Consider the following 25,770-nt stretch of genomic DNA (forward strand, 5'->3'; position numbering starts at 1 on the left):
TCTAGCGAATCGCCCGGGATTGTCAATCGATGATTTTCGAAGCGGGCTTCAAAAACATCAAGCAAAACAATCACCTGCAAATCTCTTTCACCGCTGGTAACGCCATGCGTCCCCGGCAGCGGATGCGTACTTTACGCAGGAATCGGTTTGATGGCAAGGGTTTTTGGGCCTGGAATTTCAATTCATCCAAACAAGCTCATGCAGGCACTGCGTGCTCCAGCATCAACTGCAGTGACTCTCTCCCCCGCCAGCGATTGCGCGACAGCTTGTAAGCACACTTCACAGAGGAACCCACGCCGAATGCCGGCGATTCCCCCGGCGACAGCGCACGGAACCAGATCGCCTTGAGGCGCGTACGCCCGAGCGAGAGTTCCAATGACAGGTGCGTGCCATCGGCGCCTACCGGCCTGAGACTCTCGACCAGGAAGCTGCCCTCGAAGAGAGGCGCCTCGAACTCACGTCCGAAGGGCGCCAGACGCTCGAGCTCATCCAGCGTTTCCAGACTCAGCTGCCCTTCCACCAGCTCACCATCGCTGAGAATCAAGGGATTGAGCGCCCTCTCCCCCAACTGCTCCGCGGCTGCCTGTTGCAGAGCACGAGTGAAGGTATCCTTTTCCGCCAGCGGCAAGCCCACCCCGGCGGCGCCGCGATGTCCACCGAAGCGCGGCAGGCAGTGCGGCGCGAGATCATGGGCGCGCTGCAGCGCATTCCGCAGGTGCAATCCTTCGATGGAGCGCCCGGAGCCCGTCAACATGCCGGGCACTGCGGCTGGTGTCAGCACGACGGTCGGGCGCCCGAACTGCTGCACCAGGCGCGAAGCGACAATGCCCTGCACCCCGGGATGACCATCCTCCAGGTGGACCACGATCACCTGATGACCTTCCCGCAAGGAGGTGAGCGCCAGGGCACGCGCCGACTCCACCATCTCGGCCTCGATCGCCTTGCGTGATTGGTTGTCCTGATCGAGCACTTCCAGTGCACGCTGGGCAGCATCATCTTCACGCGCCAACATGAAATGCAGCGCGGCGTACGGGTCATCCAGACGCGAGCGGGCATTGATACGCGGCCCCATCTGGAAGGCCAGCGTCTCGGCATTGAAGGGCACGCTATCCGCCCCGAGCCGTTCTGCCATCGCGCGCCAGCAGGGTTCCTGCATGCGGTTGATCAGCGTGAGGCCCAGATTGACGACCGCACGATTGATCGCACTCCCCCCCAATGACACACAGTCCGCCACTGTCCCCAGTGCCACATACGACAACCACGGCGACAGCTTGGGGGCGTCGCTCGCCAACCTGCCCTGTTCGATCAAGATGTTGCGCGTCAAGGACATGGTCAGCCAGGCGACCATGCAACCGGCAATGGTCGCGTCGGGGTAGGCGCAGTCATCGCGTGTCGGATTGACGGTCGCGTAGGCGGAAGCCGGCGGCCCTTCCTGAGGCAGTGCATGGTGATCCGTCACCACGACATCTATCCCCGCTTCCTTGAGCAACGCCAGACGCGCCTCATCACTGGAGCCGCAGTCCGCGGTCACGATCAATGACGGGCGCGGCGACAGCGTCATGATGCGCTCGACCAGCGGCAGACTGATCCCATAACCATCATGGATGCGATGGCCGATAAGGCTATGCACGCGGTCGTAAGGCACATCGAACAGCTCGGTCAGCGTGCGCAGCATCACCACATGCGAGGTGATGCCGTCCACGTCATAGTCCGTGAGGATGCCGATATGCTCCCCCTCGGCGACGGCGCGCGCGATGCGCTCTGCCGCGCGCCGGCCATCGGCCAGCCATTCGGGATGCTCGATATGCCGGAGCGCCGGTGTGACCAGCGCCTCCAGGGGGGCCTTGCAGCTCTCCAGCGTCAGGCGCCCTGCCAGCACACGCGCCTGCAATTCACTGAGCCCGGTCGCGATGCCCTGTTGATAGAGACGCTCGTCCCGCACGCGCGGCTGAATGACTCGCGCAATGCTGGCCGCGAGCATGCGCTCATCTGGTCGACTCATGGAATCTTGCGAGAATGGGGGCGACACGGGGGAAGTGACAGACATGAAGAGCTCCTGACAAACGACATGGCCGTCATCTCGGCAGCGGACTGCAGACATGACGGCCATGAAAAGATGACTGCCGATCACCCCGAGCGGGCAAACCGGCAGTTGTTGCAATCACCCGCGGCGATTTTCGCGCACGAAGTCCTGCACTGCCGCCAACTCCGCCGGCAGTACGCTATAGCGCTCCTCGCGCTCCAGCAGGTCATGCAGGTGCGGCGGCAGGTCGACGCCAGCAAAACCGGCACGCGCCACGGCTTCGGCAAACTTGGCCGGATGCGCCGTCGACAGCGTGATCATCGGCGTCGCGCTATCGGTGCGGCAGACCTCAGCCGCACGATAGCCGGTTGCGGTATGCGGATCGAGAATCTCACCGGTGCGATGGTGCGCCTCACGGATGACCTCGAGGATCGTCTCGTCATCGACACTGTGACTGGAGAACAGCTCACGCAGCTTCGCCAGCGGGGTATCCGCCAGTGCTGCCGGTTCACGCGAGAAGTGCTCGAGCAGCTCACGGATCGCCTGACCATCGCGACCATAGGCCTCGAACAGCAGACGCTCGAAGTTGGAGGACACCACGATATCCATCGATGGTGCCAGCGTCGCCTTCAGCTCCTGACGCGAGAAGTCATTGGAGGAGATGGTGCGATGCAGGATGTCGTTGGCGTTGGTGGCGATCACCAGCTGGCGCACCGGCAACCCCATGCGCGAGGCCAGATAACCGGCAAAGATGTTGCCGAAGTTGGCCGACGGCACCGTGAAGCTGACCTGACGCGCCGGAGCGCCCAGCGCCACACCGGCGGCCACGTAGTAGACGGTCTGGGCCATGATGCGCGCCCAGTTGATCGAGTTGACCGCGACCAGGCGCGTGCCATTCAGGAAGTCCTGATCGGCGAAGCTGGCCTTCACCATCGCCTGGGCATCGTCGAAGTTGCCTTCGATGGCGATGTTGAAGACGTTGGGCGCCAGCACGGAAGTCATCTGGCGACGCTGCACTTCGGAGACACGGTTGTGCGGATGCAGAATGAAGATATCCACATGATCGCAGGCACGGCAGCCCTCGATGGCCGCAGAACCGGTATCGCCGGAGGTCGCGCCCATGATCACCGCACGCTCGCCGCGCTTGGCGAGGAAGTGATCCAGCAGGCGACCCAGCAGCTGCAGCGCGACATCCTTGAAGGCCAGTGTCGGGCCGTGGAACAGCTCCAGCAGGTAATGGTTGCTGTCGAGCTGATTGAGCGGCACGACGGCATCATGACTGAAGGTCGCGTAGGTCTCGCGCACGATGTCACGGAAGGTCTCGTCATCGATGGCGCCATCGACGAAGGGCTTCATGACACGGAAGGCGATTTCCGCGTAGGACTCACCGGCCATCGCCGTCAGTTCTTCGGCGCTGAACTGCGGCAGGGCTTCCGGCACGTACAGGCCGCCATCGCTGGCAAGCCCCGTGAGAACCACATCTTCAAAACCGAGCGCCGGCGCCTGGCCGCGCGTGGAGATATAACGCATGTCGTGTCTTCCCGTGGCTCTTGCCACCGTTATGATTCTTGCTCTTCCGGCCTGCGCCGGCTGCCCAGCGGGGTGGTGCCATCAGCGTCGATAGCCCCACCCCGTTTGCCCGCGATCAGGCGTTGTCGTCGAGATCCTCGACACGAATGCGCACCACGGACCCGGCGACATCCACCAGCGCTTCCAGCTGACGAATCGCTTCGTTCATGTGCAGTTCGCGCGCACGGTGCGTGAGCAGAATGATCGGCACCAGCTCCCCTTCGGTGGCTTCCTTCTGGATGATCGCCTCGATGGAGATGCCCTGCTCGGAGAGTATCGACGCGACACGTGCCAACACGCCCGGGCGGTCCACTGCGTGCAGACGCAGATAGCAGGCCGTCTCGATCTCTTCCATCGGCAGGATCGGCAGAGTGTCGCCGTGCTGATTAATCTCGGAGAAGGCCAGATACGGCACGCGGTAGCGGTGGTCGGTGGCGATATCGCGCGCCACGTCGAGCAGGTCCGCGACCACGGCAGAGGCCGTCGGCTCGGCACCGGCGCCAGCGCCGTAATAAAGGGTCGGGCCGACAGCGTCGCCCATCACCTCGATGGCATTCTTGACGCCATGCACATTGGCCAGCAGACGCTCCTTGGGAATCAGCGTCGGATGCACGCGCAGCTCGAGGCCCTTGGCCGTGGCGCGAGTGATGCCCAGATGCTTGATGATGTAGCCCAGGTTATCGGCCTGCTCGATGTCCTCGGCCGTGATGCGCGAGATGCCTTCGGTGTAGGCCTTGTCGAACTGCAGCGGCACGCCGAAGGCGATCGAGGCCAGGATGGTCAGCTTGTGCGCGGCATCGATGCCTTCGACATCGAAGGTCGGATCGGCTTCGGCATAGCCCAGCGCCTGAGCCTCGGCCAGCACGTCCTCGAAGCTGCGACCTTCATCACGCATCGCGCTGAGGATGAAGTTGCCGGTGCCGTTGATGATGCCGGCCAGCCACTGGATGCGGTTGGCACCCAGACCTTCACGCAGCGACTTGATGACGGGAATGCCACCGGCCACTGCGGCTTCGAAGGCTACCATCACGCCTTTCTCGGCCGCGGCACGGAAGATCTCATTGCCGTGGACGGCGATCAGCGCCTTGTTGGCGGTCACGACATGCTTGCCGTTGGCAATGGCTTCCATCACCAGCTCATAGGCGACATCGTAGCCGCCGATCAGCTCGACCAGCACGTCGACCTCGGGATTACGCGCGACCTCGAAGATGTCATGCGTGCGGCTGACGCCGGTGATGTCGCAGTCAGGATTGTCGCGTCGTGCGCCGACCTGTTCGACGATGATCGGGCGTCCAGCACGACGCGCAATCTCATCGGCATTGCGAATCAGCACGTTATAAGTGCCGCCGCCTACGGTCCCTAGACCACAGATTCCTACTTTCACCGGTTTCAACGTCGCTTTCCTCTCTTGTTACGGTATCCAGCCTTGAGGGCCGCGCCACTGTCAGCGACGGCCTTGCCGATCTCACGTCGGTCTATTATCCAGACATCCTGCACGTACGTCTGTCGTGACCACGGTAGCAAGGCAGGACGCCCTGTCAACGCGCAGTCTTGTCGCTTGTGGTTCATGTGATTCGTGTGGCTCAGTCATCGATGCCCAGCATGGTGGCAAGACGCTCCACCGGCAGGTAGCCCGGCACCATCTGGCCATCCGGCATCACGATGGCCGGGGTGCCCTGCACTCCCATGCGCGTGCCCAGCTGATACTGGCTTTGCACCGGCGCATCGCAGCTGGCCGCCTGCTTGGGCACTTCGCCTTCATTCTTGATCTGGTTCATCGCCTCGGTGCGATTCTCGGCGCACCATACCTGCGCCAGTTCACGTGCGCCCTGCGAGCGCATGCCACCGCGCGGGAAGGCCAGATAGCGCACTTCGATGCCACGTGCATTGAGCTCCGGCACTTCCTGGTGCAGCTTGCGGCAATACGGGCAGGTGGTATCGGTGAAGACACTGATCACCGCCTTGACCTCACCCGCCGGGCGGAAGATGACCATATCATCTTCACTGACCTCGGCCAGCAGCTTGAGACGCTCGCCATTGGCCTTCTGCTCGCTGAGATTGACCAGCCCCTTGTCGCCATCATTGCGGTACATCTCACCCACGATCAGATGCTTGCCGTCGATATCGGTAAAGAAGCTCTCGCCACTGGTCAGGCGCACCTCATAGAGGCCATCGATGGGGCTTGAGGCCAGTGATTCGACCGGCAGCGGCTGGCCATTGACGACGAGCTTGTCACGCAGATCATCCAGCGCATCAGCCTGGACCAATGGCGCCACCAGCGTCAGCACGGCGCCGGCACTCAAGAGGCGAATCGCACGGGACAGGGCCTGCGGACGACGGAAAGACTTGCTCATCAAACACTCCTTGGCGTCCGCGCGCAGAGGAAAGGACACTCAGCCACGCGGATGATGTTCGGCATGCAGACGCTCCAGACGCGCCTGGGCCACATGGGTATAGATCTGGGTCGTGGAAAGATCACGATGTCCCAGCAACAGCTGCACGACACGCAGGTTGGCACCGTGATTGAGAAGGTGCGTGGCGAAGGCATGGCGCAGCGTATGCGGTGACAGAGGCTTGCTGATGGCCGCAGTCACGGCGTGACGCCGGATGCGATGCCAGAAGGTCTGTCGCGTCATGGCCTTGTCGTGTCGGCCGGGAAACAGTGCCGGACGCGTCTGGTCGGCCATCATCGCAGGTCGGCCAACGGACAGCCAGCGTGACAACCAGTCACAGGCCTCCTCGCCCAGCGGCACCAGCCGCTCACGATCGCCCTTGCCGGTGACACGCACGACGCCCTGGCGCAGATTGAGCGCATCGACACTCAGGTTGACCAGCTCGCTGATACGCAGCCCCGCCCCATAGAGCACTTCGAGCATGGTGCGGTCACGCAGCCCGATGGGCGTCTCGAGATCCGGCGCCTCCAGCAGGCGCTCGACCTCTTCCTCATCCAGCGTGCCCGGCAGGCTGGGAATCACGCGCGGCAGGCGCACCTCATGCAGCGGGTCCGCCTCGATCATGCCTTCGGCCAGCGCCCAGCGATAGAAGCGCCGCAATGCCGACAGCAGGCGCGCCGTGGAGCGCAGCGCATGCGACTCACGCCGCGAGTCACAGAAGACCTGCACCTTCTGCGGTGCCACGCTCAGCAAGGGCACCGTGTCAGCACCCGCCTCCGCCTGATCGGCCAACCAGCGCCGCCAGGCCGTGAGATCACTGCGATAGGCACCGAGCGTATTGTCACTGGCGCCCCGCTCTAGCCACAACGTATCGAGAAAGGCCTCGACCAACGCATCGTCGTCCATCATTCCCGCTCCCCCATCCTGAATGACGCGCCATCCACGCTCGCGTGGCCGTCATGTACCGCGGCACCGGGCCTGCGTGAGCCTCGATTCTACCGTGATGCCCTGACGATGAAATGAACCCGCTGCAAGTCACACCGGATTTCCCTGGCGCACACACGAAGACCCCGCCATGCGATGCATGGCGGGGTCTTCGTATGGCGGAGGAGCAAGTGGCAATTCGCTCCCCCGCAGTACTGCCGAGTTCTGCAGTCAGGGAATGCGGAGCGCTTAGCCCAGCTTTTCCTTGATGCGTGCAGACTTGCCGCTACGCTCACGGAGGTAGTACAGCTTGGCCTGACGGACGTCACCACGACGCTTGACGTCGATAGCGGCAACCTGCGGGCTGTAAGTCTGGAAGGTACGCTCGACGCCCACACCGTGGGAGATCTTGCGGACGGTGAAGGCGGAGTTCAGACCGCGGTTACGCTTGCCGATCACCACGCCTTCGAAGGCCTGCAGACGCTCACGAGTACCTTCGACAACCTTGACCTGGACGACGATGGTGTCGCCCGGTGCAAAGGCCGGGACTTCCTTGGCCATCTGCTCGTTTTCGATCGCCTGGATCAGTTTATTCTTGCTGCTCATCGCTAGCTCCAAATTCGTTAGCATCAATCCCGAGATTGATGTTCGTCATGACCCCGGCACCGCAAACGGCCTTGAACACGGGGATCGACCTTGTGTGTGACGCGCCACGGAACTCCCGCAAGATGACTCCGGGCCGTGCCGCACCTCCGCCACGGTGGCGGCCTTCTACTGACAGCGAACCTTCGATTCGCAGCGATCAGGCCTTGCCTTTCCGGGCGTGCTGCGCGATGAACTCGTCGAGCAGCTTGCGCTCCTCACGAGTCAACGTGCGACTCTCCAGCAAATCCGGACGCCTGAGCCAGGTACGTCCCAGAGACTGCTGCAACCGCCAGCGCTTGATCAGGGCATGATTGCCACTGAGCAGAACATCCGGCACCCGCTTGCCATCGATGACTTCAGGGCGGGTATAGTGCGGACAATCGAGCAGGCCATCGGTGAAGGAATCCTCCTCCGCGCTGGCTTCATGCCCGAGTACGCCCGGCACCAGGCGCGCAACCGTATCGATCAGGACCATGGCCGGCAGTTCCCCGCCAGACAGGACGTAATCGCCGATCGACCACTCCTCATCGATCTCCTCTTCCACCACGCGTTCGTCAATGCCTTCATAGCGTCCGGCCACCACGATCAGGCGCTCATTCGTCGCCAGTTCACGGGCACCGGCCTGATCCAGCTTGCGGCCTTGCGGGGAGAGATAGATCACGCGGGCGTCGTCACCACCAGCGGCACGGGCGTCACGAATGGCACCTCGCAGGGTCTCGACCTTCATCAACATGCCGGGACCACCGCCGTAGGGACGATCATCGACCGTACGGTGCCTGTCGGTGGCGTAGTCGCGAGGATTCCAGAGATCGACCTCGAGCAGGCCCTTGTCGACCGCTCGGCCGGTCACGCCACTGGCGGTAATCGCCGTGAACATTTCCGGAAACAGGCTCACTACACCAATCCACACAGGCGTCAGCTCTCTGTGCTTAACATCAGAATTCGGGATCCCAGTCGACGCTCATGCGCCCAGAGGTGAGATCCACATCGCGAACCACCTGATCGGGAAGGTACGGCACGAGCCGTTCCTTCTCATCGATGCTGTCGTCGTTCGGCTTTATCACCAGAACGTCGTTGGCACCGGTCTCCATCAGGGTGCTCACTTTCCCGAGGCGCTGGCCATCCAGCGTTACCACCTCGAGACCTTCCAGTTGATGCCAGTAGTACTCACCGACTTCCAGCTGCGGCAGGTGCTGCTTGGGCAGGAGAATCTCCGCCCCGGCCAGCTCCTGTGCTGCTTCGCGACTATCGATACCTTCGAGCTGTGCCACCAGGCCCTTGCCATGGCGACGTGCCTGAGCGAGGCGGGCGGGAATCTGCTTCCCGTCCAGCTTCAGCATCCAGCCAGCGTAATCGAAGATGCCGTCAATCGGGCTGGTGTAGGAATACACCTTGAGCCAGCCTTTGACGCCATAGGGGCTGGTAAGCTTCCCCATTACCACCACATCATCGTCATGCGATGACGCTGCGGTCGGCTGCGGATTGTTCGGTTGAGTAGGCATCCTGGAATCAAGCCTGCTGCTTGCCAGCTTCCTTGATCAGCTGAGCGACACGGTCAGAGACCTGTGCGCCCTGCTGCTGCCAGTGAGCGATGCGCTCGAGATCGACGCGCAGACGCTCTTCCTGGCCGCGAGCGACCGGGTTGAAGAAGCCGACGCGCTCGATGAAGCGGCCATCACGGGCTGTGCGGGAGTCAGCTACAGCCAGGTGGTAGAAGGGACGCTTCTTGGCGCCACCACGTGCCAGACGAATGGTAACCATTGCGTAATCTGTCCTTCGTGTTGAAGTGAAAATCGTGCCACAGAACTCGTCTTCGCATGGAGGGTCCACACGAAGAGGCGACATTCTACGGAAATTGGCAAGCCTTGGAAACCTTTTTCCAAGGCCATACACACGCTCCGCGACACGGGACGTGCCACGGAGCGCAATTCCAGGTGTCAGCGCCCATGTCTCATCAGCGCTGCATCGGGCATCGGGTCAGCAATCAGCGACGCGGGAAGCGTCCGCCACCCATGCCGCCGGGGCCACCCATACCGCCCATGCCCCCCATACCGCCGGGGCCGCCAGGACCACCGCCCATCATGCCGGACATGCCACGCATCATCTTCTGCATGCCACCTTTCTTGCCGGCCTTCTTCATCATCTTGGCCATCTGCTTGTGCTGCTTGAGCAGACGGTTGAGGTCCGGCACCTGAGTACCGGAGCCCATGCAGATGCGGCGCTTGCGCGACCCATTGATGAGGTCTGGGTTGCGGCGCTCCTTGGGCGTCATGGAGTTGATCATCGCCTCCAGCTTGCCCAGCTCCTTCTCGCTGGCCTGGCTCTGGGCGACTTCCGCCAGCTGCCCCATGCCCGGCAGCTTGGACATCAGGCTGCCCATGCCCCCCATGTTCTTGAGCTGCTGCAACTGGTCACGGAAGTCTTCGAGATCGAAGCCTTCGCCTTTCTTGACCTTGCTGGCCAGCTGCTCGGCCTTGCTCTTGTCGACGGTGCGCTCGGCTTCCTCGATCAGCGACAGCATGTCGCCCATGCCGAGGATGCGCGAGGCGATGCGGTCCGGGTGGAAGGGTTCGAGGGCGTCGACCTTCTCCCCCATGCCCATGAACTTGATCGGCTTGCCGGTGATGTGACGCACGGACAGGGCCGCACCGCCACGCGCATCACCGTCGGCCTTGGTCAGCACGACACCGGTCAGTGGCAAGGCTTCATGGAAGGCCTTGGCGGTGTTGGCGGCATCCTGACCGGTCATCGCATCGACGACGAACAGCGTCTCGTCGGGATTGACGCTGCGGTGCAGGGCGGCAATCTCGTCCATCATGTCGTCATCGACATGCAGGCGACCGGCGGTATCGACCAGCACCACGTCGTGGAACTGGATACGCGCGTGCTTCATCGCCGCTTCGGCGATGGCCACCGGCTGCTGGGAGGAGTCGGAGGGGAAGAAATCGACCCCGACTTCCTTGGCCAGCGTTTCCAGCTGGTCGATGGCGGCCGGACGATAGACGTCCGCCGAGACCACCAGCACCTTCTTCTTCTCGCGCTCACGCAGGTAGCGTGCCAGCTTGGCGACGGTGGTGGTCTTGCCCGCGCCCTGCAGGCCTGCCATCAGAATGACGGCCGGACTGCCCTTGAGCGTCAGACCTTCATTGGCTTCGCCCATGATCGCTTCCAGCTCCTGCTGGACGATCTTGACGAACTGCTGGCCCGGCGACAGGCTCTTGGACACTTCCTGACCGACGGCACGTTCGCGCACTCGCTCGATGAAGGCCTTGACCACCGGCAGCGCGACATCGGCTTCAAGCAACGCCTTGCGCACTTCGCGCAGGGTGTCCTTGATGTTGTCTTCCGTCAGCTTGGCCTGGCCGGTAATCGACTTCAGCGTATGCGACAGGCGATCACTCAAACTTTGAAACATGGGCCTCTCCGGCTAGGGACGTCTGGGGTCCGCGCTGCGGGGACGAGGGCGTAAGCCACCTCGTGACCGGCGCACGGCATGACGCCCCAGCGCGTGAATGGTTATCCTGTCGCGCATTATACGCACAGGGCGGCCGTGTCTCCATGCATGCAAGACTTGCAAGTCGCCATCCTGGCGATGCCATGCATGAAGGAAGCAGCGCCGACAATCGTCATGCAATGCGGAGTCTGTCGCCGCGCGGGCCTCATCGCCCGTCAGAGCACGCGACAGGACACCGCGAGTGGATGCAATCCCGGCGGCGCATTCGGTATAGTCTCTGCAGATAGACAGTGTCTCATGCGAGGCCTGATCTCCCGCTACCCTCCGGCACCTGGACAACAGCACATGCAGGCTCTGCCTTTTGCCTTTCTGGCCATCATCTTCTATCTCGGCGCCGGCCTCTGGCAGGGCCTTACCCTGACACGCCGCGTCCCGGCACGCACGCGTCTGGTGCGCAGCCTGGCGCTGATCGCCGTCGCCTGCCATTCCGTCATCGTCTGGGTCACGCTCAACCACGGTGGCGCGCTGCACCTCGGACTGTTCGAGAGCGCTTCGCTGGTCAGCTGGGCCATCTGCCTGCTGCTGGTCATCGCCAGCCTGTTCAAGCCGGTGATCGCCGGGGGCGCGGCGCTGTTCCCGGTCGCCGCTGCCTGCGTGCTCGGCGTGATGAACCTGCCGAGCGCCACCACCGAGAACCCACTATCCCCCGGCCTGGTCGCCCACATCTTCACCTCGGTGGCGGCGTTGGCCTTCTTCAGCATCGCGGCCATGCAGGCCGGGCTGCTGTCACTGCAACAGCATGCGCTCAAGAAGCGACATACCCGCGGTATCGTCCAGGTGCTGCCGGCACTGACCAGCATGGAGCGCGCGCTGTTCGAGCTGATCTGGGCCGGCATGATCCTGCTCAGCGTATCGATCATCAGCGGCACCATCTATCTGGACAACATGTTCGCTCAGCATCTGGCTCACAAGACCGTGCTCAGCCTTGGCGCCTGGATCATCTTCGCCGTACTGCTGTTCGGGCATCACGTGCTGGGCTGGCGCGGCCAGCGTGCCGCACGCTGGACACTGGGCGGCTGCCTGGTACTGGCACTGGCCTTCTTCGGCACCAAGTTCGTGCTGCAAGTGATATTTTCCCACTAAGTCCTGCCATCCCGACAGAGATCGCTCGCTGCGCCTGATGCATTGCAGCGAGCGTGTCAGTATCATGCGCCTAAATCCGCCACCGAGGACCCTTCACTCTTGAGCGACGACACCCCGTTGGGGCTGCTGTTCGGCCTACTGGTCATCCTGATCATCCTGTCTGCCTTCTTCTCGAGTTCCGAGACCGGCATGATGTCGATCAACCGCTACCGTCTCAGTCACCGCGCCAAGGGCGGTGAGCGCGGCGCCAAGCGTGTTACCCGCCTGCTTTCCCGCCCGGACCGCCTGATCGGCGTCATCCTGATCGGCAACAACTTCGTCAACAACCTGGCCGCCTCGCTGGCGACCATCATCGCGATCCATTACTTCGGTGATGTCTCAGGCCCGGCCGTCTCGACCGCCGTGTTGACCATCGTGGTGCTGATCTTTGCCGAAGTGACGCCCAAGACCATGGCCGCCGTGAACCCGGAGCGCATCGCCTATCCGGCCTCTCTGGTGCTGGAGCCGTTGCTCAAGCTGCTCTACCCGCTGGTATGGCTGGTCAATGGCATCTCCAATAGCCTGCTGCGTCTCTTCGGCGTGCGCGATGTCAGCGGCGGCGCCGACAGCCTGACTCGTGACGAGCTGCGCACCGTGGTCCATGAGGCTGGCAGCATGATTCCGCGTCGCCACCAGGGCATGCTGCTGTCGATCCTCGATCTCGAGAACGTCACCGTCGATGACATCATGGTGCCTCGTCAGGAGATCTTCGGCATCGACCTGGACGATGACCTCGACATCATCCTCAGCCATATCCGCGCCAGTCAGCACACGCGGGTGCCGGTCTACAAGGGGGACATCAACAACATCATCGGCATCCTGCACCTGCGCAACGCGGCGCGCTTCCTGTCACTGGACGAGGTCACCAAGGCCTCCATCATCCAGGAAGCCCGCGAGCCCTACTTCATCCCGGAGTCCACGCCGCTGCATACCCAGCTGCTCAACTTCCAGAAGCAGAAACGCCGCATCGGCATCGTGGTCGACGAGTATGGCGATGTGCAGGGGCTGGCGACATTGGAGGACATCCTCGAGGAGATCGTCGGCGAGTTCACCACCGATGTCGCCGGTACGCATCAGGAGATCCACCCGCAGGACAACGGCAGTTACGTGATCGAAGGCACCGCCAACATCCGCGAGATCAACAAGGCCATCGGCTGGCAGCTGCCGACTGACGGCCCCAAGACACTCAACGGCCTGATTCTGGAACACCTGGAATCCTTCCCGGATGCTCCGGCCAGTCTCGCCATCGGCACTACGCGCATCGAGATCCAGCAGGTGAAGGACAACCAGATCACCTCGGCACGCTGCTGGCAGGCAGCCCGCACCACACGCACCTGATGTCGCCATTGCCCCTCGGCATCACGTCGTGATGCCAAAAAGAGCCCGCCACCCGGCGGGCTCTTCACGTTCCAGCTCGTTGCAATGCCGTGTTGCATGCCGTGAAGCGGCCAATGGCGAAGACACGCGTTATCCTCTGCCTGCGCCACGACGAGCACGGTGACATCCGGCCTGTTGACTCACGATCACCGCCACCGAATCCGCCGACCGTCTTTCCGCCACGCCCACCACCTGCACAAAGGGCCGACATGACCTCAGCCTCCCCTTCGAAGATTGCACTGCAGCACCACCCCGCCCGCTTCACGCTGATGCTGGCGTTGATGGTCGCCCTCGCCCCTCTGGCCACTGACGCCTATCTGCCTGCCATGCCGTCCATGGCAGGCGACTTCGGCGTGGACGAGCATCGTATCGGCCTGACCATCACCATGTTCTTCTTCGGCTACGCGATGGGGCAGCTGGGCGGCGGTCCGCTGTCCGACAGCCTGGGGCGTCGCCCGGTGGCCCTGAGCGGCTTCGTGCTGTTTCTCGTCGCCGGTCTGGGCTGCGCACTGACCCGCGACTTTCATTGGCTGCTGTTCTGGCGAGTGCTGCAGGGCATCGCCACCGGCATGACAGGTGGTGTCTCACGCACCGTGGTAAGGGATGTCGCGACCGGCAAGGACGCCGCTCGCCTGATGACCAACGTCACCATGGTGCTGATGACCGCGCCGTTGATCGCCCCGTCCCTCGGGGCCTTGGTGATCTCGCTGAGCCACTGGACGACAATCTTCTTCGCGCTGGGGGTCTACGGACTGCTGGTCGGCCTGATCATCCATCGCTGGCTGCCGGAAACCCACCCGCCCAGCGAGCGCACGCCCTTCAAGCCCCGCAATGTGCTGCGTAGCTATCGTGACATCCTCTCCACGCGCGGTGTACCCGGCCATCTGATGCTGATCCTGTGCGGCCCCGGCATCATGTTCACCTTCATCACCAATGCCAGCTATCTGTATCAGGGGCTGCTCGGGATGACACCGCCTCAGTTCGCGCTGGCTTTCGGTGCCAACGTGGTGGCGATGTTCGTCGGCAATCGTCTCAATCATGTCGGCCTCAAGCACCTGCGCATGCGCACCCTGGTCAAGCTGGCACTGGGTGTCCAGCTGACAGGCATCTGCTGGCTGCTGGGGCTGGGCCTGAGCGGCATGATCAGCGCCGCTACCATGATTCCCGGCATGCTGGTGGTACTTGGCGCAGGCGCCATGATCACCCCCAACGTGATGGCAGACTACCAGTCGCTCTTCGCCCGCGGTCACGGTGTCGCCAATGCCATCTCGGGCACCACGCTCTTCCTGGGCGGCGGGCTCTATGGTGCCATTGCCAGTCTGTGGCTGAACGGCACTGACATGCTGCCGGTGCCCCTGGTGATGCTGACAGCCTGCCTGATCGGCAGCATCGGCTTCTGGATCACGCGCCATACCGCCCCGTCCAATCAGCCCAGTGCCCGCAGTGGCGCCACCACGTCTGCTTGAGTGAGCCCACCGGCCGCCCTGGATGAGGCACACGCAAAAAGACGCCGCCCGTGAGATCACGGGCGGCGTCTTGTCTTCAGGGGCAGGGCTGGCTCTCACCAACCGGGGTGACGGCTGAACACGAGCGAGGCCGCTTCATCCTGTCACCGATTGCCTGCCAGGCGTGTCGCCTTGCGATGCAGATCACGCACCGCTTCTTCGAGCTCCACCGCCTTGGTGCCGACAGGGTCGAAGGTACGTCCTACACACAGCTCTACCCGCCCGCGCAGACGCCGCGGGAACTTGGCGAAAGCAGGCCCGCCGCCGTGGGAGAACCAGGACCCCCACAGTCCGCCCAGCGCCATCGGAATCACCGGCACCGGGTCACGCGCCAGAATCAACTCCAGCCCGCGCCGGAAGCGGCCGACCTCACCATCACGCGTCAGCTTGCCCTCGGGGAAGATCATCACGACTTCTCCCTCGCGCAGCGCCTTGCCGACTTCCTCCAGCGAACGGCGCACCCCTGCCGGGTCCTTGCGTGAGGAATCCACCGGAATCGCCCCAGCAATGCGGAAGAACCACTTGAGCCACGGCGAGTGATAGATCTCGGCATCCATCAGGAAACGCAGCGGACGCGGACTGGCCCCGCCCAGAATCAGCGCATCCATGAAGCTGACGTGATTGCACACCACCAGCGCCGCCCCTTCCGCCGGTATCCGCCAGCGCCCCTTGAGGTGCAGGCGATACATCAGGTGGATGAGGATGAAGATATTGAGGCGCAGGAAGGGGCGCGGGTCACGCAGCATGCAGACCACTGCGATCAGTCCGCTGATCAGGGACAGCAACAGCAGGAAATCCGGAATATCGCGCCCCATCACGCCCAGCACCAGAATGCCGGCACCGGCCGACAGCACCATCAGCAGGGCATTGAGCACGTTGTTGGCGGCGATCATGCGCGCGCGGTGATCTTCAGGACTGCGGATCTGCAACAGGGTATAGAGCGGCACGATATAGAGGCCACCACCGAACCCGATGACGCCGAGATCCAGCCACATGCGCCAGAAACCGGCGATGCCCAGCAGCTCGATCAAGGGCGTGGCCATCTGTGCCTCGGCCAGTGCCGGGCGCAGGGCAAGATCCAGCCCGCCAGCGAAGATGATCAGCGCGCCGAAGGGCACCAGTCCCGTCTCGAGGCGCCCGCGCGAGACACGCTCACAGGCCAGCGACCCCAGCCCGATGCCGATGGCAAAGGCCGCCAGCAAGGCAGAGGTCGCCCCTTCGGCCCCATGCACGATATCGCGCGCATAGGCCGGCAATTGCGTCAGATAGCTGGCGCCGAGGAACCAGAAGGCACTGATGCCCAGCAGCGCCCAGCGTAGCCGGCGGTTGCTCAGCCCTTCACACATCACCGCGATGCTGCCGGAGAGCGGCCGCCACGGCACGGGGCCGGGCGAAGCGGAGGGTGCCGGCGGAATCTTGCCGGCCGCCATCACGCCCAGCAGGGACAAGGAAACCAGCGACGCGGAGAGCGCCCAGCGTGCCAGCTCGCCGCCCAGTGCCATCAAGGCCGCGGCAGCAAGGGTGCCGATCAGGATGGCCAGAAAGGTGCCCAGCTCGACCCAGGCATTGCCGCTGACCAGCTCATCCGGCTTGAGGTGCTGGGGCAGGATGGCGTACTTGACCGGGCCGAAGAGCGCCGACTGGGTGCCCATCATGAACAGCAGCGCCAGCAGCAACTCCCATGCTTCGAAGATCAAGGCGCCGGCCGCCACGCTCATGGTAGCCAGCTCCAGCCACTTGAGTCGCACGATCAGGCGCTGCTTGTCGAGGCGGTCAGCCAACAAGCCGCCCCAGGCGGAGAACAGCAGAAAAGGCAGGATGAAGAGCCCGGCCGCCAGGTTGTTGACGATGCCGGTGTCCCAGCCCCGCTGCTCGATGACCACGAAGGTCATCAGCAGCAGCAAGGCGTTCTTGAACAGATTGTCATTGAAGGCCCCGAGGGCCTGGGTCCAGAAGAAGGGCGCAAAACGGGGTCGCCGGAGCAGTTCTCGACTCATTTGTCAGCTTCCGTGGCATCCCCCGCACACGCAGCCTCGCTGCGTACCTTGAGCCCTGCCAACATGGTGTCCAGCAACTGATCGAGAAGCTCCGTCACTTCCAGTGGCTGCCCCTGCCAGAGCCCCAGACGCTCGTTCATGCCCAGCTGCACCAGACCATGCACGCTACCCCACAGCGTGCGCGCCATGCGCTTGGCCTCGACGGACTCGACGCGTGGGGCGTACTCGACCAAAGCCCCCTCCACACGCTCGAACAGCCCTTCGATCATCGCGTTCTGGCGCTGATCCAGCTCCCCTTCCTGGGCGAGCGGGAAGTCGAACAGCAGCTGCCAGCGATAAGGGTCGCGCTGGGCGAAGCCCCAGTAGGCGCGCGCCAAGGCCTTGAGGCGCTCCGAAGGACTCGGCGTCTCCTGTCCGGCTATCGCATCGCGCAGCCTGTCCAGCGTCGCCAGATTGACGTGCTGGAGCAGGTTGCCGAAGCTGCCATAGAGCTTGAGCAGGGTGCTGGGCGCACAACCGACTTCGCGAGCCAGGTTGCGCAGAGACAGGGCGTGAACGGGCTGCTCTTTGAGCCATTCATCGCAGGTCTCCATTACCCGCGCATGCAGCGCTTCCGGTGCATGCTGACGTGGACGGGCCATCGAATTCCTCTGATGCTTGAGATGCGTTACCGCGTAGCGAGTCTGACGCGGCGTGTGTTCGGACAGCACGGGTGGGCAAAGGGTTGCGACGCCTTGCGGGCACCTCTTGGAGCACCCCGTATCAGTCATTGAATCGAACAGTGTTTCCGTCCAGCATATCGAGACTGAGCACAAACGCAAGCATCACCAAGGTGTGGCATGCTGGCATGCGTGACGTGCAGCGCGATCCACACCCCATCTCAGGCAGCAGCTGCCGCTGCATGTTCCCTTCGCCTCATCGCCTCAAAGGATTCTCGTGGCCGGTCGTCTGTATATCCCCCCCTACCCCGCTGACCTGCCCCCCGACGAACTGTTCGGGTCGCTGGCGACTCCCGCGCTCGAACGCCAGTTGCGCAGCGAACTGCTGGTCAGTGCCAATCGCGCCCCGCGCATGCCCGCCTCGATGCTGCGTCTGGAAGGCCCCAGCCTGCGGCTGGTGCCGGCACTCTGGGGCCTGACACCCAGCTGGCTGGAGATCATGGACCACGCCCCGCACGTGGCGCGTGCAGAGTCGCTGGAAACGCGACGCATGTTCCGCGAGTCGTTCATCAGCCAACGGGCACTGATCCCCGTCGGCGGTGTCTATGTGTGGAAGGAACAACCGCGCATGAAGCAGCCGTTTCTGGTCACGCACCCGACCCGCGCTCCGCTGTTGCTGGCCGCCCTCTGGACGCGCCACTTCAGCGCTCCCCTGATGGAGGGGCTCCCCCCCGAGGGTCGCGACAGCTTCGCGCTGATCAGTGTCGAGTGCGCCGGGATCACGTCACGCCTGACCGATCGCATGCCCGCCGTGATCGCGCCGCATCAGGTACGCGACTGGCTGAATGCCGAGACGCCGCTGGAGACAGCCCGCAGCATGCTGACACCGAACGTCAGCCTGGCCGCCTTTCCGGTCGCACGCCTCGTCAACGACCCCGAGCATCAGGAGTGGAGCGTCGCCCACCCCACCGGCCCGATGCTGACCTGAATCCGCCTGCGTCGACGGCACGTATTGACGATGGTGGCACTGCATCGCTCTATCGCCTCGCGCGCATGTTCGCCCAATGAGAACCATCACCGAGTCAGCGCCACCTGCCCGAGCAGCGGTGGCATGAATCAGGAGAGAAGATGTCACTGCCTTCAGGATTTCGCCCTCTTGCACTGAGCACGGCCATTGCAGCCATCGTCATGGGTGGTCTGGCGCCGGCCATCAGCCATGCCGATACCCGCCCGGCTTCTGCGCCCGCATCGTCACTCGCGCCGGCCGCCAACTCCGCCTCAAGCACGGCGTCCGCCAGGGGCGAGCAGGCCAGTCCGGTCATCAAGAGCGAGAACGACCAGCGACTTTATCGCAGCCTGACCCTCGACAACGGCCTCAAGGTCCTGCTGGTCAGTGATGCCAAGGCCGACAAGGCCGCCGCCGCCGTCGATGTCGAAGTCGGCAGCGCCCAGGACCCCGACGATGTCCCGGGGCTGGCGCACTTCCTGGAGCACATGCTGTTCCTCGGCACCGATCGCTACCCGAAGCCGGACGCCTACCAGGACTTCATCACCAGGCATGGCGGCCAGCACAACGCCTTCACCGCCAGCCAGGACACCAACTACTTCTTCGACATCGACCCGGATGCCTTCGATGAAGCGCTGCCGCGCTTTGCGCGCTTCTTCGTCGCACCGCAGTTCAACGCCGACTACGTGGATCGCGAGCGCCATGCGGTCAATTCCGAGTATCAGGCGCGCCTGCAGGACGATGGCCGGCGCATCTACGAGGCTGTCGAAGCGGCCCTCAATCCAAAACACCCCTTCAACCGCTTCAGCGTCGGCAGTCTCGAGACCCTCAAGGACACCGAGGCCGGTAGCCTGCGCCAGCGTCTGGTCGATTTCTATCAGGCCCACTACGGCGCCAACGTGATGCGCCTGTCATTGGTCGGACCGCAGTCGCTGGAAACGCTCGAGCAGCTGGCCCGTGACAACTTCAGTGATGTGCCAGATCGTGGGTTGTCGCGTCCCGAGATCACCACGCCCCTGGCCAGCGGTGACGAACTGCCGGCACGCCTTGAGGTCAAGTCACTCAAGCAGGAGCGCAAGCTGTCATTCATGTTCCCTATCGACGACCCGATCGCCCACTACCAATCGCAGCCGGTCAGCTACCTGGCCAACCTGATCGGTCATGAAGGTGAAGGCAGTCTGCTGGCGGTGCTCAAGGAAAAGGGCTGGGCTGATGGCCTCTCGGCCGGCGGTGGCCTCAGTGATGGCGAGCATGCCCTGCTCAGCGTCGACATCAGCCTGACCCCGGAAGGCGCGCAGCATCAGGCGGCGATCCGTGCCGCGCTGTTCGACTACCTGGCCCTGATCCGCGATGAGGGCATCAACGACTGGCGCTATACCGAACAGGCACGACTGGGTGAGCAGAGCTTCCGCTTCCAGCAGCGCAGCTCGCCGGTCAATCTGGCCAGCAATCTGGCGATGATGATGACGCGCTACCCGATCGAGGACGTGATGGCGGCGCCCTACCTGATGCAGGACTTCGACCCGGACCTGATCAAGGACACCCTCGCTCGCCTGACACCCGACAACCTGCTGGAGGTCTACTCCGGCCCGCAGGTGGAGGGGGATCAACAGGGCGAGTGGTTCAAGGCGCCCTATACCCTGATGCGCCTGACGGCGGATGCCGCTGCTCAGACAGCCGGCGACGACACCCTGGCCAGCCAGCTGGCGTTGCCCAAGCCCAACCCCTATCTGGCCAAGGACTTCCGCGTACTCGACCTGGCCGACGCCAAGCCGAGCAAGTTGATCGATGAGCCCGGTGCCGAACTCTGGTATCAGGGTGATGCGAGCTTCTGTGTGCCGAAGGCCGAATGGCGTTTTGGTCTGCTCAATCCCGACGTCAGTCGCTCGGTGGATGACCAGGCCATGAGTCAGGTGCTGGCGGCGTGGCTGAATGACAGTCTCAACGCGCGTCTGTATCCGGCGCGTCTGGCAGGGCAGGATGCGCTGGTCTACGCCCATGGGCGTGGCATCACGCTGCAGTTCAGTGGCTGGCGTGATGGTCAGCAGCCGGAAATGCGCGAAGTGCTCGACCAACTGGTGAATGGCGAGATGGCCCCCGCCACCCTGAAGCGCATCACTCAACGCCTGCGTCGCAGCCTGCAGAACCGCGTTCAGGCACCGCTCTACACGCGCCTGGGCCGCAGTCTCAGCGAAACGCTGGTCGGCCTGCCAAGCACCGCCGAGCAACAGCTGGCAGCACTGGACAAGATCGACGCCCAGACACTGGACAACTTCCGCAAGCGCTTCCTTGCCAAGCTGCACGTGCAGGCGATGGTGACCGGCAACCTGACCGCCGACCAGGCCCGCGAGACCGGCCAGCTGGTGATCAACGGGCTTGCCCCGCGTATCACGCGCGAGGCGGTGCCAGACCTGGAAGTGCGTCAGGTCACCCACCACACGGTACTGCGTCCGGACAGCACACGCGGCGATGCCGGTGCCCTGCGCTACCTGCAGGGCAAGGACCGTACGCTGCAGACCCAGGCACGCATCGCGGTGCTGGGCCAGCTGCTCGAAGCCCCCTTCTACAGCCAGCTGCGCACTGAGGAGCAACTCGGCTATATCGTCTCCGCACGCTATTCGCCCATGCTCGATGCGCCGGGGCTGAGCCTGCTGGTGCAGTCGCCGTCCAGGGACAGCAAGACGCTGTTTTCGCGCATGGATGCCTTCCTCACCCGCTTCGACAGCCGCGTGCAGTCATTGGATGAGGCCACGCTTGCCAGCTACCGCGACGCCGTCGTCGACAGCCTGACCCAGAAGCCCCGCAAGCTGTCCGAGCTGGCAGCGCGCAACTGGAGCGAGCTGAGCTTCGGCTGGACAGGCTTCGACCGCCGCCAGCAACTGGTCGCGGCCGTCGAGCAGGTCAGCGCACAGGACATCCGCGCCATCTGGCAGCAGCTGAATGCCTCCAGCGCGCTGGAACTGGCCTTCGACCCCGGCACGCCCAGCGACTTCGACCAGCGCCTTACCGAACTGGACCTGCCGCCGCTGCCCGAGGCGCCGCGCGCCGAGACAGGCGCGACCCTGGCGGCACCCTCAGTCGAGGCCAGCGGCAATGCCCAGCATTGAGTCTCGACGGCCCGCCAGCGGCTTGACGGGCAAACCAGACGCTGCCCCTCACCGGACGAGCGCCTGAAACGACAAGACCCCGACGAGGAGCAGTTCAATGACCGCGTCGGGGTCTTGTTCATTCATGCCTTGCCGGCAAGCACAGCGGACCGGCTAGCCCGTCATCAGCCGAAGGCCTGCGGCGGCATGATGCCTTCCACGTACATCGCCAGTTCTTCGAGAATCTGCACGCGGTCCGGGTCCTGTTCGCTCTGGGCCAGCTGCTGGATCTCGCTGACGAAGCCCTTCACGGTCAGGCTCGCGACCTGCTCATCGTTCATGCGCTCCCAGCGCCACTGCTCCCAGCGTTCGCGCTCGGCGGAGTTGAGCGTGTAGCCGTAGCTGCGCGCACGATAGCGGAACAGCATCTCCTCGAGGCGGCCATCCTGGAAGGCGAACGGCGTATCATCCAGCGCCTCGGGATGGGTGGCACGTACCCGCTCCATCTCCTTGCGGTCCGCGGGCGAGAAGAAGCCGCCGGAATAGAGCATCAAGTCCGGATCAGCCGGCCCAGCCGGCGGCACCTCGGCGAATACCTGCGCCACCTTCACGCCGATACCGGCGTTGTCCTTCAGCCATTTCCAGTGCACGCGACACTGGGCGGGGTCGATCTTGAAGCGCGCCGCGATCTCGCCGTATTCGCCCTCATGCGGCCCGGATACATCCTTGAGCGCATTGGCCGGCAGCAGCACCGGACTCTTGTTGAGATGGATGACCTTGAGCGGAATCCGCTCCTCGCCTTCCGCGAGGTCATCGGCACTGGCGAAGACACGGGCACGTATCTCTTCCGGTGACAGCTCCATCAACGGCGCCGGGTCTACCGAGAGGTCATAGACGATCACGCCATTGGCATTCGAAGGATGCTCCGCCAACGGCACCACCAGCGCGCCACAGGCCCGCGAGGCCGGATAGCGACGCGAGATGTGCAGCATCGGCTTGCGTGCGCCGATATCCAACAGGCTGGCGACATGGCGCTTGTTGCGCAGCTTGAGCAGGTAATCGAACAGTCGCGCATTGCGCGACTTGAGCAGGCGTGCCAGCGCGATGGTGGCGCGCACATCCACCAGCGCGTCATGCGCGCCGGCGTGTTCGATGCCATTGGCCGCCGTCAGATGCTCCAGACGGAAGCTGGGCGCCCCATCTTCACGCTTGGGCCATTCGATGCCCTCCGGGCGCAGGGCATGGAAGGCGCGCACGACATCGATCAGGTCCCAGCGCGAATTGCCGTTCTGCCACTCACGCCCGTAGGGGTCGAGGAAGTTGCGGTAGAACAGATGACGGCTGACTTCATCATCGAAGCGCAGGCTGTTGTAGCCCAGCGTGCAGGTCCCCGGCACGCTCATCTCGTCATTGATGCGCCCGGCGAACTCGGCCTCGGGGATGCCGCGGCGCTCGGCCTGCTGCGGGGTGATGCCGGTGATCAGACACGCCATCGGCTGGGGCAGGAAGTCATCGGCCGGCTTGCAATAGAGGGTCAGCGGCTCGCCGATCTCATTGAAGTCAGCATCGGTACGGATGGCCGCGAACTGCGAAGGACGGTCACGGCGCGGGTCGGCGCCGAAGGTCTCGTAGTCGTGCCACAGGAAGGTGGGCTCTGCCACAGGATGTCTCCACGCGGGCGGTCGAAAAATGAACGTGCCAGAGCACCGTCTCCAGCGAGGCTGGCACGGTGCTCTGGCAGGCAATGGGCATGGGCTGGGTCGGGACGTCGCAGGCGCTGCCCGCTCGGCAACGCCTCAGGTGGCAAGCACCCGACGCCCCGCGAACTCAGGCCTCGCCGGGGCGCGGCAGAGTGACGTTGAGTTCCAGCACCGAGCAGTCGTCTTCGCGGTCCAGCGAGATGTTGATGGCATCCTGGTCGACCTGCACATACTTGCGAATCACCTCGAGCAGCTCACGCTCCAGCATCGGCATGTAATCCGGCTGGTCACGCTGGCTACGCTGGTGCGCGACGATGATCTGCAGCCGCTCCTTGGCGACATTGGCGGTCTTCTTGCGCTCTCGCTTCAGAAAATCCAGTAATTTCACTTGCGCCCCCCTCCAAACATTCTGGCCAGCAGACCGCGCTTCTCGACTTCGTGGAAACGCAACTGCACTTCCTCGCCCAACAGGCGGGACACGCAATCCACGTACGCCTGGCCGGCATCGCTCTTCTGGTCATGCGTGACCGGCACACCCTGGTTGGACGCGCGCAGCACGGCGTCGGACTCCGGAATCAGGCCGATCAGCGGGATCGACAGGATTTCCTGGATATCGGTCAGGTTGAGCATGTCTCCGCCGGTAACGCGTGCCGGATGGTAACGGGTGATCAGCAGGTGTTCACGCACCGGGGTGTCGCCATTCTCGGCACGACGCGTCTTGGAAGACAGCAGGCCGATGATGCGGTCGGAGTCACGTACCGAACTGACTTCCGGGTTGGTCACCACCACGGCCTCGTCAGCGAAGTACATCGCCAGCTGGGCACCGCGCTCGATACCGGCCGGCGAGTCACAGATGACGTAATCGAACTCCTCGCGCAGCGCGTCGAGCACTTTCTCGACGCCTTCCAGCGTCAGCGCATCCTTGTCACGGGTCTGGGAAGCCGGAAGGATGTGCAGATTGTCGATGCGCTTGTCGCGGATCAGAGCCTGCTTGAGATTGGCTTCGCCCTGGATGACGTTGACCAGGTCATAGACCACACGGCGCTCACAGCCCATGATCAGGTCCAGGTTACGCAGGCCCACATCGAAATCGATCACTACGGTCTTGTTGCCGCGCAAAGCCAGTCCGGTGGCAATGGCGGCGGCGCTGGTCGTCTTGCCGACGCCGCCCTTGCCTGACGTCACTACGATAATCTTGGCCAAAGGTATCTTCCTTGCTGAGAGTCCCTCGCCGAGCGAGGATCACCTGTAAATATTGGATATCGTTCAGAACACAGTGCTGAGATCAGCCGAGTCGTGCGATACAGAGTTGATCGTGTTCAAGCACGACTTCGACATTGGCACCCAGCAGGCGATTGTCGATGTCATCGAGCCGCTTGTAGGTTCCGGCCACCGAGAGCAGCTCGGCGTGCAGTTCCTTGCAATAGATGCTGGCGTTGCGATCGCCATGGATACCCGCCAGCGCGCGGCCCCGCAGAGCGCCATAGATATGCACGCTGCCGGCGGCCAGGATCTCGGCACCGGCATTGACCGCGCCGATGATGACCAGATCGCCCTCCGGTGCGCTGACCTGCTGGCCCGAGCGCACCGTGCCGCGATACACCTTGCTGGCGTGGGCCGGCTCCGCTTTCTCGGCCGCGCTGTCCGTGACTGTCTCGGCAGGTTCGGCGATCGGCTCAGCGGCCACCGGCGGCACGGACTCGAGGGAGCGCCCGCGATTCTCCTGCGGCGGGAACCACCCCAGCCCCAGCGCCCAGGCGGACTGGCGCACCGGGTCTCCACCGCCACGCACCGCGACCGGCAACAGCTTGTGGCCACGGCAGACGGCACAGATGCGCTCCAGCGCCAGATGCGGCTCGTCGAGCTTCTCGACGCTCAGCACCACCGGCGTATGTTGAAAGAAGGCCGGCGACTGGCTGAGCTTGCTCGCCAGCTGAGCACGGATCTGCTCCGGATCACCGCTGACCAGCTCCATGACCGTCATCGGCAGCATGCCGCCCTTGAAGGTGAAGGCCTGAGGGGCCCTGTCCGTACTGAGACTCATGACCTGACTCCGGTTGCGTAAGGAGTGTCGAAGCCCTCCGACACTCTTGATGATGCACGTACTGTTCACGGCATCCTCAAGGCGGCCCTCGAATAAAAAGGCCACCTGAATAACATAGCTCGCCGTCGCACACGGCACAGCGACTGCTTGATAGGCGCCGAGCATGAATGACAGACACTGAATGGCATAGCGGTAACGTACAAAAC

Annotated in this window: 21 protein-coding genes; 5 read left to right on the forward strand and 16 right to left on the reverse strand. The window is 63.6% G+C overall.

Going from position 1 to position 25,770, the window contains the following annotated elements:
* Positions 1 to 196: 196 nt before the first annotated feature.
* The 10 genes from QQF40_RS16305 to ffh form a co-directional block, all read right to left on the reverse strand.
* On the reverse strand, positions 197 to 2,002 hold the full coding sequence (locus QQF40_RS16305; RefSeq protein ID WP_285461946.1) for a single-stranded-DNA-specific exonuclease RecJ: 1,806 nt from the start codon (positions 2,000 to 2,002) through the stop codon (positions 197 to 199).
* Between the two features lie 159 nt (positions 2,003 to 2,161).
* Positions 2,162 to 3,553, reverse strand: coding sequence for a threonine synthase (thrC, locus tag QQF40_RS16310; protein ID WP_285461947.1), 1,392 nt, complete (start codon positions 3,551 to 3,553; stop codon positions 2,162 to 2,164).
* Positions 3,554 to 3,668: 115 nt separating this feature from the next.
* On the reverse strand, positions 3,669 to 4,985 hold the full coding sequence (locus tag QQF40_RS16315) for a homoserine dehydrogenase (RefSeq protein ID WP_285461948.1): 1,317 nt from the start codon (positions 4,983 to 4,985) through the stop codon (positions 3,669 to 3,671).
* 190 nt (positions 4,986 to 5,175) lie between these two features.
* Positions 5,176 to 5,946: a DsbC family protein gene (locus tag QQF40_RS16320; RefSeq protein ID WP_285461949.1), complete on the reverse strand. Its 771-nt coding sequence runs from the start codon at positions 5,944 to 5,946 to the stop codon at positions 5,176 to 5,178.
* A 39-nt stretch (positions 5,947 to 5,985) separates the two neighbouring features.
* Positions 5,986 to 6,891: a site-specific tyrosine recombinase XerD gene (gene xerD, locus QQF40_RS16325; RefSeq protein ID WP_175090737.1), complete on the reverse strand. Its 906-nt coding sequence runs from the start codon at positions 6,889 to 6,891 to the stop codon at positions 5,986 to 5,988.
* Positions 6,892 to 7,158: 267 nt separating this feature from the next.
* Positions 7,159 to 7,515 carry a 50S ribosomal protein L19 gene (gene rplS, locus QQF40_RS16330; RefSeq protein WP_175090721.1) on the reverse strand — a complete coding sequence of 119 codons (357 nt, stop codon included), beginning with the start codon at positions 7,513 to 7,515 and terminating at the stop codon, positions 7,159 to 7,161.
* 196 nt (positions 7,516 to 7,711) lie between these two features.
* Positions 7,712 to 8,464, reverse strand: a complete 753-nt coding sequence (gene trmD, locus QQF40_RS16335) for a tRNA (guanosine(37)-N1)-methyltransferase TrmD (RefSeq protein ID WP_285461950.1) — start codon at positions 8,462 to 8,464, stop codon at positions 7,712 to 7,714.
* 25 nt (positions 8,465 to 8,489) lie between these two features.
* Positions 8,490 to 9,056, reverse strand: a complete 567-nt coding sequence (gene rimM, locus QQF40_RS16340) for a ribosome maturation factor RimM (protein WP_175090723.1) — start codon at positions 9,054 to 9,056, stop codon at positions 8,490 to 8,492.
* A gap of 7 nt (positions 9,057 to 9,063) precedes the next feature.
* The gene (gene rpsP, locus QQF40_RS16345; protein WP_175090724.1) at positions 9,064 to 9,315 is read right to left on the reverse strand and encodes a 30S ribosomal protein S16; all 252 of its coding nucleotides are present in this window, start codon (positions 9,313 to 9,315) and stop codon (positions 9,064 to 9,066) included.
* A gap of 223 nt (positions 9,316 to 9,538) precedes the next feature.
* Positions 9,539 to 10,969: a signal recognition particle protein gene (gene ffh, locus QQF40_RS16350; protein WP_285461951.1), complete on the reverse strand. Its 1,431-nt coding sequence runs from the start codon at positions 10,967 to 10,969 to the stop codon at positions 9,539 to 9,541.
* Positions 10,970 to 11,353: 384 nt separating this feature from the next.
* Between ffh and QQF40_RS16355 the strand changes: the two genes are divergently transcribed.
* The 3 genes from QQF40_RS16355 to QQF40_RS16365 all read left to right on the forward strand — a co-directional run bounded on the left by QQF40_RS16355 (position 11,354) and on the right by QQF40_RS16365 (position 15,033).
* Positions 11,354 to 12,151, forward strand: coding sequence for a cytochrome C assembly family protein (locus QQF40_RS16355; RefSeq protein ID WP_175090726.1), 798 nt, complete (start codon positions 11,354 to 11,356; stop codon positions 12,149 to 12,151).
* A 99-nt stretch (positions 12,152 to 12,250) separates the two neighbouring features.
* Positions 12,251 to 13,528 (forward strand): HlyC/CorC family transporter, encoded by a 1,278-nt coding sequence (locus QQF40_RS16360; protein ID WP_175090727.1) that lies wholly within the window; start codon positions 12,251 to 12,253, stop codon positions 13,526 to 13,528.
* 248 nt (positions 13,529 to 13,776) lie between these two features.
* The gene (locus QQF40_RS16365; RefSeq protein ID WP_175090728.1) at positions 13,777 to 15,033 is read left to right on the forward strand and encodes a multidrug effflux MFS transporter; all 1,257 of its coding nucleotides are present in this window, start codon (positions 13,777 to 13,779) and stop codon (positions 15,031 to 15,033) included.
* Positions 15,034 to 15,176: 143 nt separating this feature from the next.
* Here the strand turns inward: QQF40_RS16365 and QQF40_RS16370 are convergent, their stop codons facing one another.
* Both QQF40_RS16370 and QQF40_RS16375 read right to left on the reverse strand, forming a co-directional pair.
* Positions 15,177 to 17,069: an MFS transporter gene (locus QQF40_RS16370; RefSeq protein WP_285461952.1), complete on the reverse strand. Its 1,893-nt coding sequence runs from the start codon at positions 17,067 to 17,069 to the stop codon at positions 15,177 to 15,179.
* Positions 17,066 to 17,710, reverse strand: coding sequence for a TetR/AcrR family transcriptional regulator (locus QQF40_RS16375; RefSeq protein ID WP_285461953.1), 645 nt, complete (start codon positions 17,708 to 17,710; stop codon positions 17,066 to 17,068). The genes QQF40_RS16370 and QQF40_RS16375 overlap by 4 nt, the downstream gene beginning before the upstream one ends.
* 295 nt (positions 17,711 to 18,005) lie before the next feature.
* Between QQF40_RS16375 and QQF40_RS16380 the strand changes: the two genes are divergently transcribed.
* Both QQF40_RS16380 and QQF40_RS16385 read left to right on the forward strand, forming a co-directional pair.
* Entirely contained in the window at positions 18,006 to 18,716 is a 711-nt protein-coding gene (locus QQF40_RS16380) for an SOS response-associated peptidase (RefSeq protein WP_285461954.1), read from the forward strand.
* A 140-nt stretch (positions 18,717 to 18,856) separates the two neighbouring features.
* Complete coding sequence (locus QQF40_RS16385; RefSeq protein WP_285461955.1) at positions 18,857 to 21,841, forward strand: insulinase family protein; 2,985 nt, start codon at positions 18,857 to 18,859, stop codon at positions 21,839 to 21,841.
* A 164-nt stretch (positions 21,842 to 22,005) separates the two neighbouring features.
* Here QQF40_RS16385 and sbcB read toward each other — a convergent pair whose 3' ends face one another.
* The 4 genes from sbcB to minC all read right to left on the reverse strand — a co-directional run bounded on the left by sbcB (position 22,006) and on the right by minC (position 25,564).
* The gene (gene sbcB / locus QQF40_RS16390) at positions 22,006 to 23,481 is read right to left on the reverse strand and encodes an exodeoxyribonuclease I (RefSeq protein ID WP_285461956.1); all 1,476 of its coding nucleotides are present in this window, start codon (positions 23,479 to 23,481) and stop codon (positions 22,006 to 22,008) included.
* A gap of 166 nt (positions 23,482 to 23,647) precedes the next feature.
* The gene (minE, locus tag QQF40_RS16395) at positions 23,648 to 23,908 is read right to left on the reverse strand and encodes a cell division topological specificity factor MinE (protein WP_043336475.1); all 261 of its coding nucleotides are present in this window, start codon (positions 23,906 to 23,908) and stop codon (positions 23,648 to 23,650) included.
* Complete coding sequence (minD, locus tag QQF40_RS16400; protein ID WP_054557277.1) at positions 23,905 to 24,723, reverse strand: septum site-determining protein MinD; 819 nt, start codon at positions 24,721 to 24,723, stop codon at positions 23,905 to 23,907. Before minD ends, minE begins: the two co-directional genes overlap by 4 nt.
* A gap of 82 nt (positions 24,724 to 24,805) precedes the next feature.
* On the reverse strand, positions 24,806 to 25,564 hold the full coding sequence (gene minC, locus QQF40_RS16405; RefSeq protein WP_175090734.1) for a septum site-determining protein MinC: 759 nt from the start codon (positions 25,562 to 25,564) through the stop codon (positions 24,806 to 24,808).
* Between the last annotated feature and the right edge of the window lie 206 nt (positions 25,565 to 25,770).

It is taken from the genome of Cobetia sp. LC6 (genome assembly GCF_030264805.1).
Classification (GTDB): Bacteria; Pseudomonadota; Gammaproteobacteria; order Pseudomonadales; family Halomonadaceae; genus Cobetia.

What these genes read in the sequence shown, in the direction of transcription:
- rpsP (WP_175090724.1), bottom strand. Translation starts at nt 9,315, where the DNA reads ATGGTTACCATTCGTCTGGCACGTGGTGGCGCCAAGAAGCGTCCCTTC.
- QQF40_RS16385 (WP_285461955.1), top strand. Translation starts at nt 18,857, where the DNA reads ATGTCACTGCCTTCAGGATTTCGCCCTCTTGCACTGAGCACGGCCATT.
- rimM (WP_175090723.1), bottom strand. Translation starts at nt 9,056, where the DNA reads ATGCCTACTCAACCGAACAATCCGCAGCCGACCGCAGCGTCATCGCAT.
- QQF40_RS16370 (WP_285461952.1), bottom strand. Translation starts at nt 17,069, where the DNA reads ATGAGTCGAGAACTGCTCCGGCGACCCCGTTTTGCGCCCTTCTTCTGG.
- rplS (WP_175090721.1), bottom strand. Translation starts at nt 7,515, where the DNA reads ATGAGCAGCAAGAATAAACTGATCCAGGCGATCGAAAACGAGCAGATG.
- xerD (WP_175090737.1), bottom strand. Translation starts at nt 6,891, where the DNA reads ATGGACGACGATGCGTTGGTCGAGGCCTTTCTCGATACGTTGTGGCTA.
- QQF40_RS16375 (WP_285461953.1), bottom strand. Translation starts at nt 17,710, where the DNA reads ATGGCCCGTCCACGTCAGCATGCACCGGAAGCGCTGCATGCGCGGGTA.
- QQF40_RS16305 (WP_285461946.1), bottom strand. Translation starts at nt 2,002, where the DNA reads ATGAGTCGACCAGATGAGCGCATGCTCGCGGCCAGCATTGCGCGAGTC.
- QQF40_RS16355 (WP_175090726.1), top strand. Translation starts at nt 11,354, where the DNA reads ATGCAGGCTCTGCCTTTTGCCTTTCTGGCCATCATCTTCTATCTCGGC.
- ffh (WP_285461951.1), bottom strand. Translation starts at nt 10,969, where the DNA reads ATGTTTCAAAGTTTGAGTGATCGCCTGTCGCATACGCTGAAGTCGATT.
- minC (WP_175090734.1), bottom strand. Translation starts at nt 25,564, where the DNA reads ATGAGTCTCAGTACGGACAGGGCCCCTCAGGCCTTCACCTTCAAGGGC.
- QQF40_RS16365 (WP_175090728.1), top strand. Translation starts at nt 13,777, where the DNA reads ATGACCTCAGCCTCCCCTTCGAAGATTGCACTGCAGCACCACCCCGCC.
- QQF40_RS16320 (WP_285461949.1), bottom strand. Translation starts at nt 5,946, where the DNA reads ATGAGCAAGTCTTTCCGTCGTCCGCAGGCCCTGTCCCGTGCGATTCGC.
- thrC (WP_285461947.1), bottom strand. Translation starts at nt 3,553, where the DNA reads ATGCGTTATATCTCCACGCGCGGCCAGGCGCCGGCGCTCGGTTTTGAA.